The organism is Delftia sp. 11MD (assembly GCF_050907895.1).
GTDB classification, from domain to species: domain Bacteria; phylum Pseudomonadota; class Gammaproteobacteria; order Burkholderiales; family Burkholderiaceae_C; genus Comamonas; species Comamonas tsuruhatensis.
This window is the reverse complement of the sequence record NZ_CP194333.1, coordinates 3,183,236-3,199,454: the sequence shown is the minus strand read 5'-3', so window position 1 is coordinate 3,199,454 and position 16,219 is coordinate 3,183,236. Positions and strand designations below refer to the sequence as shown.

The following is a 16,219-nucleotide window of genomic DNA, read 5'->3' as shown; positions in this document are numbered from 1 at the left end:
CAGACGGGCGGGCAGGCAGGCGAAGACGAAGGCGGATGCGGGAGGCTGGGCAGCCGGTGGAGGGAGCGGCCGGGCGGCCGCCCCGTTCAGGCGGCCGTTGAATCGACCGTTCAGTCGACCCTCGGCGTGGGCGGCAGGCCCTTGCCGTCGCCCAGCGCGTTGAGCAGCGATGCGCCGCCCTTGCCGCTGAGGAACTTGCCGATCAGGTCCTGCACGATGGGGCTCTTGCCCGCCACGCCTTCCACGGCCTTGCCCACGGACAGCGCCTTGGCGAAGTTGTCGAAGAAGGCGCCCTCGCCCCCCACGATGTCGATGTTGGCCTTGCTGAGCGCGGCCGACAGCACCTCGGACTGGTCCTTGGCCACGCTCTTGTTGGCTTCGATAGCGGCCAGCGCCTGCTCGAAATTCTTTTCCAACTGCATGCGGAACTCCTCATGCGAGCGCGCCTGGTCGGACAGCGAGGCCAGCGCGGTGAACTTCTCGGTCAGGCCCTTGGCCTCGGCGAAGAGCTTGTCGCGCAGCACATCGGCCTCGGACGTGCCCACGTCGCGGGTGACCAAGGCCTTGGTCGCGCCCACCTGGGCCTCGCCGCGCGCCTGGGCCAGCAGGCGTTCTTCCAGCACCTTGGCATCGGCCAGGCCCTGCTTTTCGTTGGCGTCGGCCGTGGCCTCGATGACGCGTGCCTCGGCCAGGCCCTTTTCCTGCTGGCCCTTGGCTTCGGCCATCATCTTCTCGGCGATCACCCTGGCCTGCGCCAGGCCTTCCTTTTCCAGGGCGGCGGCCGTGACTTCGCGCACCTTGGCATCGGCCAGGCCGGGCGCGGCGCGCTCGACCTCGATGGCCTCGGCCAGCTTCTTCTTGGCCTCGGCGGTCTTGCTGGCCGCCTCCAGCTCGGCCTGGGCCATGGTCGTGACTTCCACGGCCTTGTGGCGCGAGGCGGCCTCTTCGGCCTCCGCCTTCTTGACCTGGCGCACCAGGTCTTCCTCGGCCTGGGCCTGGGCAGTCAGCACGGTGACCTGCTTCATGCGCTCGGCCTCGGAGACCACGCGCACTTCCTTGATGCGTTCCTCTTCCTGGGCCACGGACTTTTCCACCACCACGCGCTCGCGCACCACGTTGGCGATGTTGGCCTTCTCGACCTCGATGGCCTTTTCCTTCTCGATGCGCTGCAGCTCCACCTCGCGCTGGCGGGCCACGATCTCCAGCTCCTTGGCGCGCGTGACCTTCTCGACCTCGATCACCACCGCACGCTCACGGTTTTGCTGGGCCACGGCCACTTCGCGCTGGCGGTTTTCCTCGCGGATGTCCAGCTGCTCCTGGGTCTGGATGCGGGCCTGCTCGGCCTTCAGGCGCTCTTCTTCCTGCACCTTCTGGGTCTCGGCCTGCTCGCGCGCCTGGATGGTGGCGATCTCGCGCTTTTGGCGGGCCTCGGCGTCGGCCTGCTGGCGCTCCAGCGCCAGCATGGCTTCCTTGGTCTCCACGTTCTTCTTGGTGATGGCCAGGTCGGAGTTGCGCTCGAGCTCGTTGGTGACGATGTTCTGGTTGGCCGTCAGCTCGGTGATCTTGCGGATGCCTTCGGCATCCAGGATGTTGTTGGGGTCCAGCGAGGACTTGGGAGTCTGCTCCAGATAGTCGATGGCCACGTCCTCCAGCACATAGCCGTTGAGGTCGTTGCCGATGACATGGATGATCTGGTCGCGGAAATCCTGGCGGTTCTCGAACAGCTTCACGAACTCGATCTGCTTGCCCACGGTCTTGAGCGCCTCGGAGAACTTGGCGTTGAACAGGTCGTTGACGGCCGTCTTGTCCGAGGCCCGGTCCACGCCGATGGCCTTGGCCACCTTGAGCACGTCCTCGGCCGTTTCATTGACGCGCAGGTAGAAGGCCACGGTGATGTCGGCGCGCATGTTGTCGCGGCAGATCAGGCCTTCCTTGCCGCGCCGGTCGATCTCCAGCGTCAGCAGCGAGATCTGCATGAATTCCTTCTTGTGGATCACCGGCAGCACCAGGCCGCCCGTGAACTTGACCTTGGGCTGCGAGGTGGTGTCGTTGATGATCAGCGCCGTGCCCTGCGGGACCTTGATGTAGAAGGCCTTGACCAGGGCGAACAGCCCGAGGATGACGACGAAGACGGAACCGATCACCACCCCGGCGACGATGTACCACTCCATGTTGCTCATGTTCATGCGAATCTCCCCTGTGAATTGCTATCTGTGAAAACGCTGAAAAACGCAAAGGCCGCGCCCGCCGCACGGGCGCCCGGGCCAATGGGAATCAATGGGAACGAATAGGAAGGAATTCCTGGAAATTCCTGGAGCTAGCGCGGCAGCTCGGTGCCGTCGAACTCGGCCTTGCTGACCACGCGCCAGGCGTTGTGCTCGGGCAGGTGCTCGATGAGCACGATCTCGGTGCCCCGGCCCAGTGCGCGCTCGGGCGAGCGCATCTGCACGTTCAGGCCGGCGCCGCCGTCCTCCACGCTGCCGTAGCCCTGCGTGCCGTCCACTACGGCGCTGCGCACCAGGCCGGTGCGGCCCAGCAGCACCTTGGGCTCCTCTGCAGGCGCCACCTTGTTGACGATGCCCCGCAGCGGGCGCAGCACCAGCACCGTGGCGGCAAAGCCCAGCACGGCAGCCGCCACGGCCACCAAGGTGCCGGTCAGCAGGTTCACCAGGGTCCAGCCCTGGGGCATGGGCACGAAATGGCACAGCACATACGAGGCTAGCCAGGACAGCAGGAACAGCGCGGTGAGGATGACCGTGAGCGGAATGCCGCCCAGGCCCACCTTGAGCAGCAGCCCGGCCAGCGCGCTGGCCGAGTGCTCCACGCCGTGCGCATGGTCGCTGCCGTCGAACAGCACCCAGTGGTCCAGCGAGTCCACCTCCAGCAGGCCCAGCATGGCGATCAGCCAGTACAGCAGCATGAACAGCAGCAAGGCGCCGAAGATGAAGGTCGGAAAGCCGAACGCGTATTGCAGGAATGCAGACATGTTTTATCTCCTCCCTTCAAACCCGGCAGCCAGGACGGCGGGCACGAAGCGGCCTGCCCGGACCACGGCCGCGCATCAAGCGCTTTTTCCGCCAGCGGCTGCGCGCTGCGCCTTCAGGCGTTCCAGCACCGATTGCGCATTGCCCGCCTGGGGCGTGATGCCGGCGGCGCGCAGCTTGGCATCCAGCGCGTCTTCGCTGCTGTCGCGCGCCAGCTCGGCCGCGCTTTCCATGCGCGCACCGCGCTCTGCCTGCTTTTGCTTGATGCGTTCCAGCGAGTCCAGCGCGCTTTGCACGCGCGTCTGCGAGCCTGCATAGCGGCCGGCCACCGTGGCCTGGGCGCGCTGCACGCTTTCCGTGGCCTTGACGGTGTCGGCCTGCTGCTTGAGACGCTTGATATGCGTTTGCGCCGTCTGTATGGCCACGCGCAGCTGCTCCACGCTTTGCGTGTAGGCGTCCAGCTGGGATTGCTCCTCGTCGCGCTGCGTCTCCAGCACGGAGACCTTGCCGGCCACTTCCAGTGCCAGCGCCTCGTCACTGGTGTCCAGCGCCTTGACGGCATAGCCCTCGTACTCGGCAATGCGTTCCTGGGTCTGCTTGAGCTTGCCGGCCGCCAGCTTTTGCTTGGCCATGATGTCGGCCAGCGCTTCCTTGGACTTGTTCAGGTCGCTGTCGGCATCGCGGATTTCCTGGTCCAGGATGCGCAGGGCCTGGCTGTCTGTCACCGCCTCGCCGGCCTCGTGCGCTGCGCCGCGCAACGCGGTCACCAGCTTGTTCCAGATGGTCATGATGATCTCCTTGGGGCTCAGTGTCTTCAACGGGCAGGCTTCAGGCCTGCACTGGCGCGGGCACCGGCGCAGGGGTCAGATAGTGGGCCAGCGCCTCGGTGGCCTGGATGACGCTGTCGGCCAGGGTGAGGATTTCGGCAATGATGTCGCCCTCGCTGCTGCTGGCATGCAGGGCGGCGAACATCACATAGCCCTCGCCGCCATGGGCCTGGGGTTCCAGCGCCATGGTGGTGAAGGGAAACAGCTTTTGCAGGCGCAGCATCTGCTCGTTGAGGCCGGCGCGGTCGTGCACCTGGTCGGCAGGCCAGAGAAAGGCCTCCACCACCAGCTGGTCGCCCGACAGGGCCACGTGGACCGGCAGATCGCCGAATTCGGGCAGGCTGATGAGCAGACTGGCGTCCGCGCCTTCAAGCACCTCGATATGGAGCCGGCCGCCCTGCACCAGCGTTGATTGCTGCAGGTCGCCCGCCAAGGCGTGAATATCCCGATATGCCTGTCTGCTGTTGTCCATGCTGCCCTCCTTGTGGATGAGAACCATTGAATCCGGTTGCAAGCCGGACACGCGCATTTGCTTTTCCAATTGCTGCAATGCAGCACCGTACTCTGGAAGAATCCAGACCTCCTTTTTCACCAGCCCCTGCTCGCGCAGCCGTTGCCGGTGCAGACGCTGGTAGTGGGCTGATGTCTTTTGTTCCATGCGGACACCATAGCGACCATTACATGTGATGTCTACATGTAATGAAGATCAATTTGTAAACGGATATGTAAAAGGAGTGCCGCAATGGAAGGCATTGCAGACGCCCTGACCATGCCTTTGCATCGCTGCAAATGCCCGTTCAGTATTCATTTTTTCTACTGAAAATCATTTATCGACAATTTTTCCTATCACCCACGGGAGAGCTCCTGCACAGGGGCGACAGCTGCCGCGAAAGGCTGCCGAGGCACTGCACAATGGCCGCTGTCGCAGGCAGACCCGGCCCTTGGCTGCCCGGCGCACGCTACGGAAACCTCTGCATGCCCGCCTTTCGGCTCTCACTTCGCACGGCAGTCACGGCCCCCTTCATTGCGGTGTTTGTGGTCACGGCCGGGCTATTGGCGGCTTGGCAGCAGCGCCAGGTGGACCAGCTCATCAATCGCGAAAGTCTGCGGCTGCTCGACTCCCTGTCCACCACCACGCGCCACCAATTGGCCGACTATCTGGAGACTCCGCTGCGCGTGCAGCAGGCCCTGGCCGAGACCGTGGCCCGGCAGGCGCTTTACACCCCCGGAGACCTGCGGCCCATCTATGGCTATCTGACACGCTCATTCACCGAGCTCTATGCCCAGCACCACCAGATCAGCCTGTTGAGCTTTGGAGGCGTGCAAGGCGAATACACGGGGGTGCGGCTGGAGCCCGATGGCCACTACCGCCTGATTCTTCAGGACCGCAGCACCCAGGGAACCTTGCAGATTTTCGAGGGACTGCAGCCGGGCCCGCCCATGTCCAGCCTTGCCGGCTACGACCCCCGCGTGCGTCCCTGGTACCAGCCCGCCATTCGCGAAGACGGCCCGCACTGGTCGCCCATCTACACGGTGACGGGGGACCGGGGTGATGCCACGATTTCCGCAGCCACTGCGGTGCGTGTGTCCGGCCAGTTGGCCGGCGTGCTGGCCGCCGATGTGCGGCTGAGCAGCATGAACCGCTTTCTGCGCGACGAGCCCCTGCGCGGCAATGGCCATATCGCCGTGGTCGATGCGCAGGGCTACATGGTGGCGCACTCCTCCGAGCTGTCGGTGCTGAAACGCCGCGAAGGCCCCTATGACCCGCCCGTGCGCCTGCGCCTGTCCGAAAGCCCCGACCTGGCGCTGCGCTCGCTGGCAGCCCGGCTTCCCGAGCACCTGCCCGGGCATGCGCGCGAGGGCTCGACGCCAGCCCGGGCAGGCCCTGACCGTGTCATCAACCTGAGCTTCACGGAGCAGGGCCAGATCTACCACGGGCAGGTCACCCCCTTCCACGATGTGCGCGGCATCGACTGGCGGATCCTGGTGCTGCAGCCCGAGTCCGATCTGGTCAGCAGCATGCGGGAGGACAGCCGCCAGACCCTTTTCCTGGCTTTCGGCCTGGCCTTGCTGGGGCTGGCGCTGGGCCTGTGGTGCCTGCGCAGGGCGCTGCGCCCCCTGGCCGTGACGGCCGACGCGGCCAACCGCCTGGCCCAGGGTGAATGGAGCGCGGTGAAGGCGCTGCCGGACACGTCCGTGGTGGAAACCTCGTCCCTGGTCTCGGCATTCCACAACATGGCGCAGCGGCTGCAGGAATCCTTCGAGCACATGCGCACCCTGCTGCAGTACGACAGCCTGACGCAGCTGCTCACGCGCGCCGGCCTGATCGAGCAGGCCGACGCGGCCGCCAACGCCGGCGCGCCCGTCCCTGCCGCGCTGTGCCTGCTGGAGCTGCAGAACTTCCGCAGCGTGCGCGACGATGTGGGCCATGGCACGGGCGAGCAGTTGCTGCGGGCCGTGGCCGAGCGGCTGCGCAACCACCATCTGCAATTTCCGGCCCTGCTGGCGCGCACGGCCAGCAATGAATTCGCCGTGCTGTGGCTGCACGAGTGCACGCCGCTGCAGGTACAGGACAAATGCCGCCATCTGCTGGAGATCTTCGACCAGCCATTTTCCGTGGGCAAGGACGACATCGTGCTGCGCGCCTGCGCGGGCGCCGTCAGCGGCGAGCTGCTGCCGGGCGCGCTGCCCGAGTGGCTGCGCAACGCCAGCATTGCGCTGGGTGAGGCGCAGCGCGGCTCGCATCCCTTCCTGCTGTTCGAGCCCAGCCTGGCGCAGAAAATGCTGGGCCGCACCCAATTGGCCATGGAATTGCGCCAGGCGCTGGAGCGCAACGAACTGCGCGTTTTCTACCAGCCCGTGGTGGATCTGGCCACGGGCCGCATGGTGGGTGCCGAGGCCCTGGTGCGCTGGGAAAGCCCGACGCGCGGCAGGGTGCCGCCGGGCGTGTTCATCCCGGTGGCCGAGGAGTCGGACCTGATCCTGAGCGTCGGCGAATGGGTGCTGCGCACGGCGGCGCACGATATTGCCCTGCACCTTGCACACCTGCCGGCCGACTTCGAGCTGCACGTCAACATGTCGGCACGCGAGCTGATCCAGTCCGACTTCGCCTGCACGCTGGAGCAGGCGCTGGCCACCAGCGGCCTGCCCGCCCGGGTGCTGACCCTGGAGCTGACGGAGTCCATGCTGCTGGACGACAGCGACGCCACGCTGCAGCGCATTGCCGCCATCCGCGCGCTGGGCGTGAAGATCGCCATCGACGACTTCGGCACCGGCTACTCGTCCCTGGCCTACCTGAGCCGCCTGCGCTTTGACTGCATCAAGATCGACCAGAGCTTTGTGGGCCAGCTGCCGGCTTCCGAGTCCGACAAGGCCATCGTGACCGCCGTGCTGCGCATTGCCCAGGGCTTTGGCGTCAAGGTGGTCGCCGAAGGTGTGGAAGAACAGGCCCAGGCGCAGCTGCTGCACGAGCTCGGCTGCGAGCATGCGCAGGGCTATCTGTTCGAGCGGCCCGTGCCGCTGGCGCAGATGCTGGACTACCGCGCCCCCTGGCGCGAGTGAACAGGTACAGTCAGCAGCCCGCAGACTGTCGGCTTTGGCTGACGCGCACCGCTTGCATGATCCGGTGCACCGGCAGGTGCCATCCACGGAACAATCGGCGCCTGTTCCAGCCCGCTTCCTTCCATGACGCCCTCATCTTGCGACAACCAGCCGCCCAGGCTTGATCCCGCCGGCCCCATCCACCTGATCGTGCCGCTGCGCCCCGGCGCCGACCTGGAGCAGCTGCGCGCCCGCCTGACCGGCGTGCAGGCGCTGCAGCAGCGCAGCGTGCATTGGCATGTGCCGGGCGCAAGGGCCGACATCGTGCAGTTGGCCGCCAGCGCCGTGGACAGTGCCCGCAGGGACGGCGGCCTGGTCGTGGCCGCCGGCGGTGACGGCACCATCAATGCCGTGGCCTCGGCCGCCTGGTCGCGTGGCGTGCCCATGGGCGTGGTGCCGCTGGGCACCTTCAACTACTTCGCCCGCGAGCAGGCGCTGTCACTGGAGCCGGCCCAGGCCGTGCAGGACATTCTCCAGGCGTTGCAGGCCGGCCAGATGCGGGCCGTGAACGTGGGCCTGGTCAACGAACGGCTTTTCCTGGTGAACGCCAGCCTGGGCCTGTACCCCCGCCTGCTCGACGAACGCGAACGCGCGTCCACCCGCTTCGGCCGCACCCGGCTGGTGGCCATTGCCGCCTCCATCTGGAGCATCCTGCGCGGCGGCAGCGTGCGCCGCTGGCGCGTGGCCCTGCGCCCCGACCGGGATGCGCCGTTGCAGCAACAGGAGCACCTGGCCACCACCCTGTTCGTCGGCAACAACCCGCTGCAGCTGGAGCGCGTGGGGATTGACGAGGCCCGCGCCGTGGCCGATGGCCGGCATCTGGCCGCCGTGCTGCTGCTGCCCCAGGCCAGCGAGGCCCCGGCGCGCGTGGTCTGGAATGCGGTAATGGGACGGCTGGCCCAGGACGATGCCGTCGCCAGCCTGGCCTGTACCGAGCTGGTGGCGGAGCCTGCAGGACGGCGTCCTCGCCGCATGAAGGTGGCCTTCGATGGCGAACGCGAATGGATGGCGCCGCCCATCCGCTTTCGCCTGGGCGAGAAGCCGCTGTGGCTGGTGGTGCCTGCCCCGGCAGAGCCCGCCTCCTCCTGACCGCCGAATGAGGAACAAGGAGCGCCCATGGCCTTGCTCATGCATTTGTCGGACCTGCATTTCGGCGCCCACGATCAGGCCGTGTGCGCCGCCGTGGCGAGACTGGCGGCCCGGCTGCCGGTAACGCTGCTGGTGGTCTCCGGCGACCTGACCCAGCGCGCCACGGCCGCGCAATTTGCCCAGGCGCGGGAGTTTCTCGACAGCCTTTCCGTGCCCCGGCGACTGGTGGTGCCCGGCAACCACGATCTGCCGCTGCTCGCCTGGTGGGAACGGCTGGGTGGCCACGCCCACGACCGCTATGTGCGCTGGATCGATTCCGAACTGCAGCCTTGGTGCGCCGTGCCAGGCTTTTGCGTGATCGGCGTGGACACCACACGCTGGTGGCGCCACCAGCGCGGAAGCCTGTCGGCCGGGCAGATCCTGCACGTGGCGCAGCGCCTGGAGCAGGCCAGCCCCGCCGACTGGCGCATCGTCGTCAGCCACCACCCGCTGGCTGCGGCCCACGAAGAGGACCGCAGCCACCGTCCTCACCGCGCCGCGCAGGCACTGGCCCGCTGGCGCGATGCCGGAGCGCAACTGGTGCTCTCGGGCCATGGGCATGACCCTGGCCTGGTCCAGCCCCTGCCCGGGCTGTGGGCAGCGCAGGCGGGCACGGCGGTCTCGGTGCGGCTGCGCGCCCATGCGCCCAACAGCCTGTTCACCCTGGAGCATCGGGATGGCGCCACAGGCCAGGACTGGCGCCGGCAGCTCACGCGCTGGGACTATTCGCGGCAGGCCGGTGAATTCCTGCCCGTGCAAAGGCATGTGCTGGATCCCCTGCCCACTGCCCGGACTTGAGATCGCACAGGCCGTTCGTGGGACTTGCCTTTGTATTGCACAATCCATCGCCTGGCGCGCACAGAAGGCAACCGTCGACCAAGTTTGCATGCTGTCCTACGTGATGGAGGGCGGCGGGTGTGGATGATCAGCCCTCGTCCATGCTGCCTTTTTGATAGCAGCATGACGCACTGCAACAAAGAGATATGCGAATCCTGTACGTTGAAGACAATGCCGACCTGCGAGAAACCATTGGCCTGCTGATGGAGAGCGAATCCCGTTTCGTGACCAGTTGCGCCACTGCCGAGCAGGCCCTGGAACTGGATGCGGGCCAGCCTTTCGACGTGGTGGTCTCCGATGTCAGTCTGCCGGGCCTGTCCGGCACCGATCTGGCGCGGCAGCTGCTGCAGGCCGATGCGCAGCGCTGGATCATCCTGTGCTCCGGCTACGACCTGGGACCCTACCCGGCCGCCTGGGGACCCCAGGTGCGGACCTTGCTCAAGCCCTTCGAGATCGAGGACCTGGAAACGCTGCTGGACTCCATACAGGAAGCGCTGCCCACCAGGCCCGTCCACTGAGCCCATTTTTCCGAGACCGGCCTGCCGGTCCATCGGCTCCCGCCGTCACAGCACGGTCTTGGAGCCTCCCGCTGCCATCTCGCGCGGCAACTCCACCCTGAAGCTGGTCACGCCATCGGCGGAGTGCACATCGATGCGCCCGTTGTGCGAACGCACGATCTGGTGCGCGATGAAAAGCCCCAGGCCCAGGCCCTGGTGCTGGCCCGGCTTGCGCTCTCCTCCGCGAAACGGGTTGAACAGGGTAGGCATCAGCTCCGCAGGAATGGTGCCGCCGTTGCGCACCGTGATGACCACGCAATGGTCCTGCCTGCCATCGGCCGTCACCTGCACAGGCTGCGCCGGATCGCCATGGTGCATGGCGTTGCCCACCAGATTGGTGAGCACCTGGCACAGGCGTTCGCCATCCCAGGTGCCATCGAGATTGCCCAGCATCTCGCTGTCCAGGCGCCGCTGCGGAAAACCCGTCTCCACTTCCTGCAGCGTGCGCTGCAGCAGCGCTTGCAAGCTGGTAGGCCGCGGTGACAGCGGCAGGCCTTCCGCCTGGCGGATGCGGGTGACGTCCAGCAGGTCCTCGATCATGCGCGACATGCGCTGGCTGCTGCTGAGCATGCGCTCGGCCATGCTGGCCACCTTGCCCGTATCGGGCTGGCGCGTGAGCAACGTGGCGGCGGCCTTGATGGATTGCAGCGGCGTGCGCAGGTCGTGGCTGAGCACGGCCATGAACATCTCGTTGATGCGCAGCGCCTCGGTGCGTTCCTGCAGCTGATGGGCCAGTGCCTGCTTGCGCTGGTGCAGCTCGAAGAACACATTGGCCTTGGTGGTCAGCATGTGGGGATCGATGGGCTTGTACAGGAAGTCCACGGCGCCGCTCTCATAGCCACGGAACTGCCAGTTGTGCTCGCGCGAGCCGGCCGTCATGAAGATGAGCGGGATATGGCGCGTGCGCTCGCTGCCGCGGATCAGCTCGGCCAGCTCGAAACCGTTCATCTCGGGCATCTGCACATCCAGCAGGGCCAGGGCCACGTCGCTGTGGTTGAGCAGCAGCTCCAGCGCCTCGGGGCCGGACTGGGCCTTGAGGAATTCGATGCCGTCGCGTTGCAGCAGCGCCTCGATGGCGATCAGGTTCTCGGCGATGTCATCGACGATCAAGCATTTGACGCGATCTGTATGGGGCATGGATTCTCTCTCGGTATTTAGTCTTGTGGGGGCGTGCCGGCTGGACATTCAAAGCCTTCCCTGGCGGTGCAGCGATGCAATGAGGGAGGCAATGCCTTCGGGCGCCAGCGCCTGGGCCTGCGGCACGCGGGCCAGCGCCGCCAGCGGCATGGTGGGCATGCGGGCGCCGTCGGGCGCCTGCACCACGGCCAGGCCACCGGCGGCGTGCACGCTGGCCATGCCCTGCGCGCCGTCGTCATTGGCGCCGGACAGCAGCACCGCCAGCAGCCGCTCGCCATAGCAATCCGCAGCGGACTCGAACAGCACGTCGATGGAGGGCCGCGAAAAATGCCAGGGCGCATCCAGCGACAGCGCCAGCCGGGGGCCGCTGTCCACCAGCAGGTGATAGTCGGCCGGGGCGAAGTACAGGCACCCAGGCTCGATCCATTGCTGGTCCTGCACCTCGCGCACCGGCACGGCGCAGCGCGGGCCGAAGAGCTGGCCCAGCAGGCTGCGGCGATCGCGCGGCAGGTGCAGCACCACCAGCACCGAGGCGCGCAGGCTGGCCGGCAGCGCGGGCAGCACCACCGATAGCGCATCGAGCGCGCCGGCCGAGCCGCCGATCACGATGGCCTCGTAGGCTGTGGCGGCGTCGGAGGCGGGTGTGTTCGTGGTCACGGGCATCACAGCCCGGCCTTCTTGCGGTAGATGCGGTCCTCGAGCACGAAGTCCTCGAAGGCCTCCGAATGCCCTGAAAACCGCAGCGACTCCTTGGAGCCCAGCCCCAGGAATCCGCGATGGCACAGCGCATCGCGGAACAGGCCCAGCGCCCGGTCCTGCAGCTCGCGCTCGAAATAGATCAGCACGTTGCGGCAGGACACCAGGTGCATTTCGGCGAACACGCTGTCGGTGGCCAGGCTGTGGTCGGAGAACACCATGTGCTCGCGCAGCCCCTTGTCGAAGACCACGCGGCCGTAGCGCGCCGTGTAGTAGTGCGACAGCGAGCTGTGCCCGCCCGAGCGCGCATGGTTGTCGGTGAAGGCCGCCACGCGCGACATGTCGAACACCCCCTGCTCGGCCGCGCGCAGCGCATGCGGATTGATGTCGGTGGCATAGATCAGGGTGCGGTCCAGCAGGCCCTCTTCCTCCAGCAGGATGGCCAGCGAATACACCTCCTCGCCCGCGCTGCAGCCGGCCACCCAGACCTTGAGCGAGGGATAGGTGCGCAGCAGCGGCACCACCTCGGTGCGCAGCGCCCGGAAATAGCTCGGGTCGCGGAACATGTCGCTGACCTGGACCGTGAGGTATTCCAGCAGCGCCGGGAACACGCTTGCATCATGCAATACGCGGTCCTGCAGCTGCGACAGCGTCTGGCAGCCGAACTGCACCAGGGCCGTCTGCAGGCGCCGCTTGAGCGAGGCCTGGGCATAGCCCCGGAAGTCGTAGTGGTAGCGGTGGTAGATGGCGTCGATCAGCAGGCGCTGCTCGATGTCGGCGGTGCGGGCTTTTTTCATCGCCGGGCCGCCCCAAGATGAAAAGCGGCCCCCTCGGGGGGCAGCGGACCTTGCGCAGCAAGGGGAGCGTGGGGGCTATTTTTCAGCTGAGGCATCGCGTCCTCCTTGCTACTTGGGCATCCACACCCGCACCAGCGACAGCAGCTTTTCCACGTCCAGCGGTTTGGCGATGTAGTCGTTGGCACCGGCGGCCAGGCATTTCTCCTGGTCGTCCTTCATGGCCTTGGCGGTCAGGGCGATGATGGGCAGGCGGCGCCATTGCGGCCGGTTGCGGATCTCGCGCATGGCGGTGTAGCCATCCATCTCGGGCATCATGATGTCCATCAGCACCAGGTCGATACCGGCCTGCGCCGCGCCGCGAGACTCCAGCGCCTCCAGCGCCTCGCGCCCGTTGCGCGCGATCTCCACGCGGATGCCCGTGGGCTCCAGGATGCTGGACAGCGCAAACACGTTGCGCACATCGTCTTCCACCACCAGCACCGTGCGCCCTTCCAGCGCAGACTCGCGGCTGCGCGCGACCTGCAGCATCTGGCGGTGCTCGGCCGACAGCTCCGACTCCACCTGGTGCAGGAACAGCGTGACCTCGTCGAGCAGTCGCTCGGGCGAGCGCGCGTCCTTGATGATGATGGACTTGGAAAAGCGCCGCAGCTGCTGCTCCTCATCGCGCGACAGCGCCCGGCCCGTGTAGACGATGACAGGCGGGAAGGAAACATCGTCCTGGTCCGTCATGCGCTGCAGCAGCTCGTAGCCGCTGATGTCAGGCAGGTTCAGGTCCATCACCATGCAGTCGAATGTGGAGCCGCGCAGATGATCCAGCGCGGCCGCCGCCGTGCCCGCGCAGACGATGTCCACATCGCTGCGGCTGAGCAGGTGGCGCACGCTCTCGCGCTGGCGCTCGTCATCCTCCACCACCAGCACGCGGCGCAGGTCCTGGGTGAACTTGGCCTCCAGCCGCTGCAGGGCGTGGACCAGTTCCTCGCGCTTGACGGGCTTGAGCGCGTAGCCGACGGCACCCCGCCCCATGGCTTCCTGCGAATAGTCCGCGACCGAGACCACGTGCACGGGAATGTGGCGCGTGGCCGGGTTGCGCTTGAGCTGGTCCAGCACGCCCAGGCCCGAGAAATCGGGCAGGTTGATATCGAGCACGATGGCGTTGGGCTGATTGTCGGCCGCCATGGACAGGCCGTCGGACGCCGTATTGGCCACGTCGCACTCGAAATCCATCTCGCGTGCCAGCTCCGACAGGATGTCCGCGAAGCGCAGGTCATCCTCGATCACGAGGATGCGGCGCCCGCTCTGACCCCTCTTGCGCAGGGCGTCCGTTGCCGCCGACGCGGCAGGTGCCATGGCAGGCGACATGGGCGGCGCGAACGCAGGTGCGGCGGGCGCAACGTTGGCCGTTGCGAGCACGGGCACGGACGACGCTGCCAAGGCCTCTCGCAGCCCCTGCGGCTGAGGCTGCGGTGCGGCAGTCGTGGCCGTGGCCGGGCCGGACTCGGCCGACTCCAGGCTCACGGGCACGGTCAGTGTGAAAACGCTGCCCTGGCCAGGCGTGCTGGAGACGGTCAGCGTGCCGCCCAGCAGCCCCGCCAGATCACGCGATATCGACAGGCCCAGGCCCGTGCCGCCGAACTTGCGGTGCGTGCTGCCATCGGCCTGGCGGAAGGCATCGAAGATGAATTGCTGCTGCTGCTCGGCAATGCCGATGCCGGTATCGCGCACCGCGAAAGACAGCATGCCCTGGGGCGCGCAGGACACCTGCAGGCCCACCGAGCCCTTGGCCGTGAACTTGAGCGCGTTGGACAACAGGTTCTTGAGCACCTGGGCCAGCCGCATGGGATCGGTCTGCATGGTGGCGGGCACGCCCGGGTCCACGGTCCAGGACAGCTCCAGGCCCTTTTCGCGGGCAATCGGGCGCAGCGGCTCCATCAGCGTCTGCAGCGCCGTGGCAATGGTCACGGGCTCGGCGACCACGGTGACCTGGCCGGCCTCGATCTTGGACAGGTCCAGGATGTCGTTGATCAGCGCCAGCAGGTCGCTGCCTGCGGCGTGGATGGTCTGCGCGTACTTGATCTGCTCGGCCTGCAGATTGCCCGGCCTGTTGTCGGCCAGCAGCTTGGCCAGGATCAGGGTGGAGTTCAGCGGCGTGCGCAGTTCGTGGCTCATATTGGCCAGGAACTCGCTCTTGTACTGGCTGGCCAGCTCCAGCTCGCGGGCCTTGTCGGTCAGCGCGCCCTGGGCGCGCAGCAACTGCTCGCGCTGGTACTCCAGCTGCTGGGTCTGCTCTTCCAGGTGGGCATTGGTCTGCTCCAGCTCGGTCTGCTGGTGCTCCATCTGGGTCTGCGACTCCTGCAGGATGCGGCTTTGCTGCTCCAGCTCCTCGTTGCTCACGCGCAGCTCTTCCTGCTGGGCTTGCAGCTCTTCCGACTGGCGGCGCGTTTCCTCCAGCAAGGTCTCCAGGCGCGAACGGTCCAGGCCCGAGCGAATGGCCACGGCCAGCGATTCGGAGGCGCGCTCCAGCAGGCTGCGCTCGGCTTCGCCCACGGGGCGCAGAAAGCCCAGTTCGATCACGGCGAACACTTCGCCGTTTTCCATGGCGGGCACCAGCATCAGCTGCAAGGGGCTGGACTGGCCGGTGCCCGAGGAAATCTGCAAATGCTGGGCAGGCACATCGCTGACATGCAGCAGCTTGCGCGACGCGGCCGCCTGGCCCGCCAGCCCCTCGCCGGGCAGCAGCTTTTGCTGCAGTCGCTCGCGCGGCAGGGCATAGCCGCCGAACAGGCGCAACCCGCCATCGGCGCAGTCCACCACATAGCCGGCGCCCACATCGGCACGCAAATAGTTGGCCAGGTACTCCAGCGCCTTCTGGCCCAGGTCTTCCAGCCGGTGGTCTCCCTGCAACTGCTGCCCCAGGCCGGAAAGACCGGACGTCACCCACGACTGGCGCGCCTTGACGCGGTACTCGCGCACCGTCAGCGCGGCCGATGCCAGGATCAGGCCCAGCAGGATGAGGGAGCCGCCCCAGGAATAGTAGGTCGAGGTGGTGGATGCCTCCACCCACAGCTGGCGACGCTGGGCCAGCTCCCGTGTCTGGTGCGTGTAGAGGTCGTCGATCAGCTCGCGCAGCCGGTCCATGGCGTTCTTGCCCACGTCCAGGCGCACCAGGGCCATGGCGGCGTCCAGATCGCCGGACTTGCGCAGGTCTATGGTCTCCTGCAGCTCGCGCAGCTTCTGGGCCGATATCTCCTCGATCTGCGCCAGCAGCCGGTGCTGGTCGGAGTCATTGGAAGTGCGCGCCTTGAGCGCCTCCAGCTGCTGCATCAGCACATCGCGTGCCTGCTGGTAGGGCTGCAGGTAGGCCGGGTCGCCCGTGAGCAGAAAACCGCGCTGCCCGGTCTCAGCGTCCTTGAGCGAAGCATTGAGCTGGCTGAGCTGGCGCATGGCCAGTGTCGTGCGGTCCATGGCCACCACGGCCTGGCCTCGCGTCTCAGACGCCCTGAAATTGACGAAGGCAATGACCAGGGTGGCCAGTGCCGCCGCGCCAAAGCCGGCAACAAGTGTCCATGGAATGGCAAAGCGCTGGGTGCTCTGATTGCGGGAGGATCGTGGCATGCAGTGGAGTTTCTGGCAGGAAGGGACGGGGAAATCCGCCAAGG

General features: G+C 66.9%; 12 protein-coding genes. 4 read left to right on the top strand and 8 right to left on the bottom strand.

The window, feature by feature from the left end; translation table 11 throughout:
• Positions 1 to 110: 110 nt before the first annotated feature.
• From ACRSCF_RS14530 to ACRSCF_RS14515, 4 genes are all read right to left on the bottom strand, one after another.
• The gene (locus tag ACRSCF_RS14530) at positions 111 to 2,186 is read right to left on the bottom strand and encodes a flotillin family protein (RefSeq protein ID WP_016446960.1); all 2,076 of its coding nucleotides are present in this window, start codon (positions 2,184 to 2,186) and stop codon (positions 111 to 113) included.
• Positions 2,187 to 2,317: 131 nt separating this feature from the next.
• Positions 2,318 to 2,986, bottom strand: a complete 669-nt coding sequence (locus tag ACRSCF_RS14525) for a hypothetical protein (RefSeq protein ID WP_016446961.1) — start codon at positions 2,984 to 2,986, stop codon at positions 2,318 to 2,320.
• 75 nt (positions 2,987 to 3,061) lie between these two features.
• On the bottom strand, positions 3,062 to 3,772 hold the full coding sequence (locus tag ACRSCF_RS14520) for a PspA/IM30 family protein (protein WP_016446962.1): 711 nt from the start codon (positions 3,770 to 3,772) through the stop codon (positions 3,062 to 3,064).
• A 40-nt stretch (positions 3,773 to 3,812) separates the two neighbouring features.
• A complete protein-coding gene (locus ACRSCF_RS14515; protein WP_223275219.1) occupies positions 3,813 to 4,283 on the bottom strand; it encodes a YjfI family protein in 471 nt (156 codons plus the stop codon).
• Positions 4,284 to 4,723: 440 nt separating this feature from the next.
• Between ACRSCF_RS14515 and ACRSCF_RS14510 the strand changes: the two genes are divergently transcribed.
• From ACRSCF_RS14510 to ACRSCF_RS14495, 4 genes are all read left to right on the top strand, one after another.
• Positions 4,724 to 7,372 (top strand): bifunctional diguanylate cyclase/phosphodiesterase, encoded by a 2,649-nt coding sequence (locus ACRSCF_RS14510; RefSeq protein ID WP_244451641.1) that lies wholly within the window; start codon positions 4,724 to 4,726, stop codon positions 7,370 to 7,372.
• A gap of 123 nt (positions 7,373 to 7,495) precedes the next feature.
• Positions 7,496 to 8,500: a diacylglycerol/lipid kinase family protein gene (locus tag ACRSCF_RS14505; RefSeq protein WP_133073226.1), complete on the top strand. Its 1,005-nt coding sequence runs from the start codon at positions 7,496 to 7,498 to the stop codon at positions 8,498 to 8,500.
• A 27-nt stretch (positions 8,501 to 8,527) separates the two neighbouring features.
• The gene (locus ACRSCF_RS14500) at positions 8,528 to 9,337 is read left to right on the top strand and encodes a metallophosphoesterase family protein (protein WP_016453389.1); all 810 of its coding nucleotides are present in this window, start codon (positions 8,528 to 8,530) and stop codon (positions 9,335 to 9,337) included.
• A 185-nt stretch (positions 9,338 to 9,522) separates the two neighbouring features.
• Positions 9,523 to 9,894: a response regulator gene (locus ACRSCF_RS14495; RefSeq protein WP_034368902.1), complete on the top strand. Its 372-nt coding sequence runs from the start codon at positions 9,523 to 9,525 to the stop codon at positions 9,892 to 9,894.
• Positions 9,895 to 9,939: 45 nt separating this feature from the next.
• Here ACRSCF_RS14495 and ACRSCF_RS14490 read toward each other — a convergent pair whose 3' ends face one another.
• The 4 genes from ACRSCF_RS14490 to ACRSCF_RS14475 all read right to left on the bottom strand — a co-directional run bounded on the left by ACRSCF_RS14490 (position 9,940) and on the right by ACRSCF_RS14475 (position 16,175).
• Positions 9,940 to 11,070 carry a hybrid sensor histidine kinase/response regulator gene (locus ACRSCF_RS14490; protein WP_432676018.1) on the bottom strand — a complete coding sequence of 377 codons (1,131 nt, stop codon included), beginning with the start codon at positions 11,068 to 11,070 and terminating at the stop codon, positions 9,940 to 9,942.
• Between the two features lie 48 nt (positions 11,071 to 11,118).
• Entirely contained in the window at positions 11,119 to 11,733 is a 615-nt protein-coding gene (locus ACRSCF_RS14485; protein WP_034368905.1) for a chemotaxis protein CheB, read from the bottom strand.
• Positions 11,733 to 12,563, bottom strand: coding sequence for a CheR family methyltransferase (locus ACRSCF_RS14480; protein WP_016446970.1), 831 nt, complete (start codon positions 12,561 to 12,563; stop codon positions 11,733 to 11,735). Before ACRSCF_RS14480 ends, ACRSCF_RS14485 begins: the two co-directional genes overlap by 1 nt.
• Before the next feature lie 108 nt (positions 12,564 to 12,671).
• Positions 12,672 to 16,175: a response regulator gene (locus tag ACRSCF_RS14475; RefSeq protein WP_034367184.1), complete on the bottom strand. Its 3,504-nt coding sequence runs from the start codon at positions 16,173 to 16,175 to the stop codon at positions 12,672 to 12,674.
• Positions 16,176 to 16,219 lie beyond the last annotated feature (44 nt).

Coding starts and splice junctions, on each gene's coding strand:
- ACRSCF_RS14495 (WP_034368902.1), top strand. CDS start 9,523: ATGCGAATCCTGTACGTTGAAGACAATGCCGACCTGCGAGAAACCATT.
- ACRSCF_RS14490 (WP_432676018.1), bottom strand. CDS start 11,070: ATGCCCCATACAGATCGCGTCAAATGCTTGATCGTCGATGACATCGCC.
- ACRSCF_RS14475 (WP_034367184.1), bottom strand. CDS start 16,175: ATGCCACGATCCTCCCGCAATCAGAGCACCCAGCGCTTTGCCATTCCA.
- ACRSCF_RS14485 (WP_034368905.1), bottom strand. CDS start 11,733: ATGCCCGTGACCACGAACACACCCGCCTCCGACGCCGCCACAGCCTAC.
- ACRSCF_RS14500 (WP_016453389.1), top strand. CDS start 8,528: ATGGCCTTGCTCATGCATTTGTCGGACCTGCATTTCGGCGCCCACGAT.
- ACRSCF_RS14480 (WP_016446970.1), bottom strand. CDS start 12,563: ATGAAAAAAGCCCGCACCGCCGACATCGAGCAGCGCCTGCTGATCGAC.
- ACRSCF_RS14510 (WP_244451641.1), top strand. CDS start 4,724: ATGGCCGCTGTCGCAGGCAGACCCGGCCCTTGGCTGCCCGGCGCACGC.
- ACRSCF_RS14505 (WP_133073226.1), top strand. CDS start 7,496: ATGACGCCCTCATCTTGCGACAACCAGCCGCCCAGGCTTGATCCCGCC.
- ACRSCF_RS14530 (WP_016446960.1), bottom strand. CDS start 2,186: ATGAACATGAGCAACATGGAGTGGTACATCGTCGCCGGGGTGGTGATC.
- ACRSCF_RS14525 (WP_016446961.1), bottom strand. CDS start 2,986: ATGTCTGCATTCCTGCAATACGCGTTCGGCTTTCCGACCTTCATCTTC.
- ACRSCF_RS14515 (WP_223275219.1), bottom strand. CDS start 4,283: ATGGACAACAGCAGACAGGCATATCGGGATATTCACGCCTTGGCGGGC.
- ACRSCF_RS14520 (WP_016446962.1), bottom strand. CDS start 3,772: ATGACCATCTGGAACAAGCTGGTGACCGCGTTGCGCGGCGCAGCGCAC.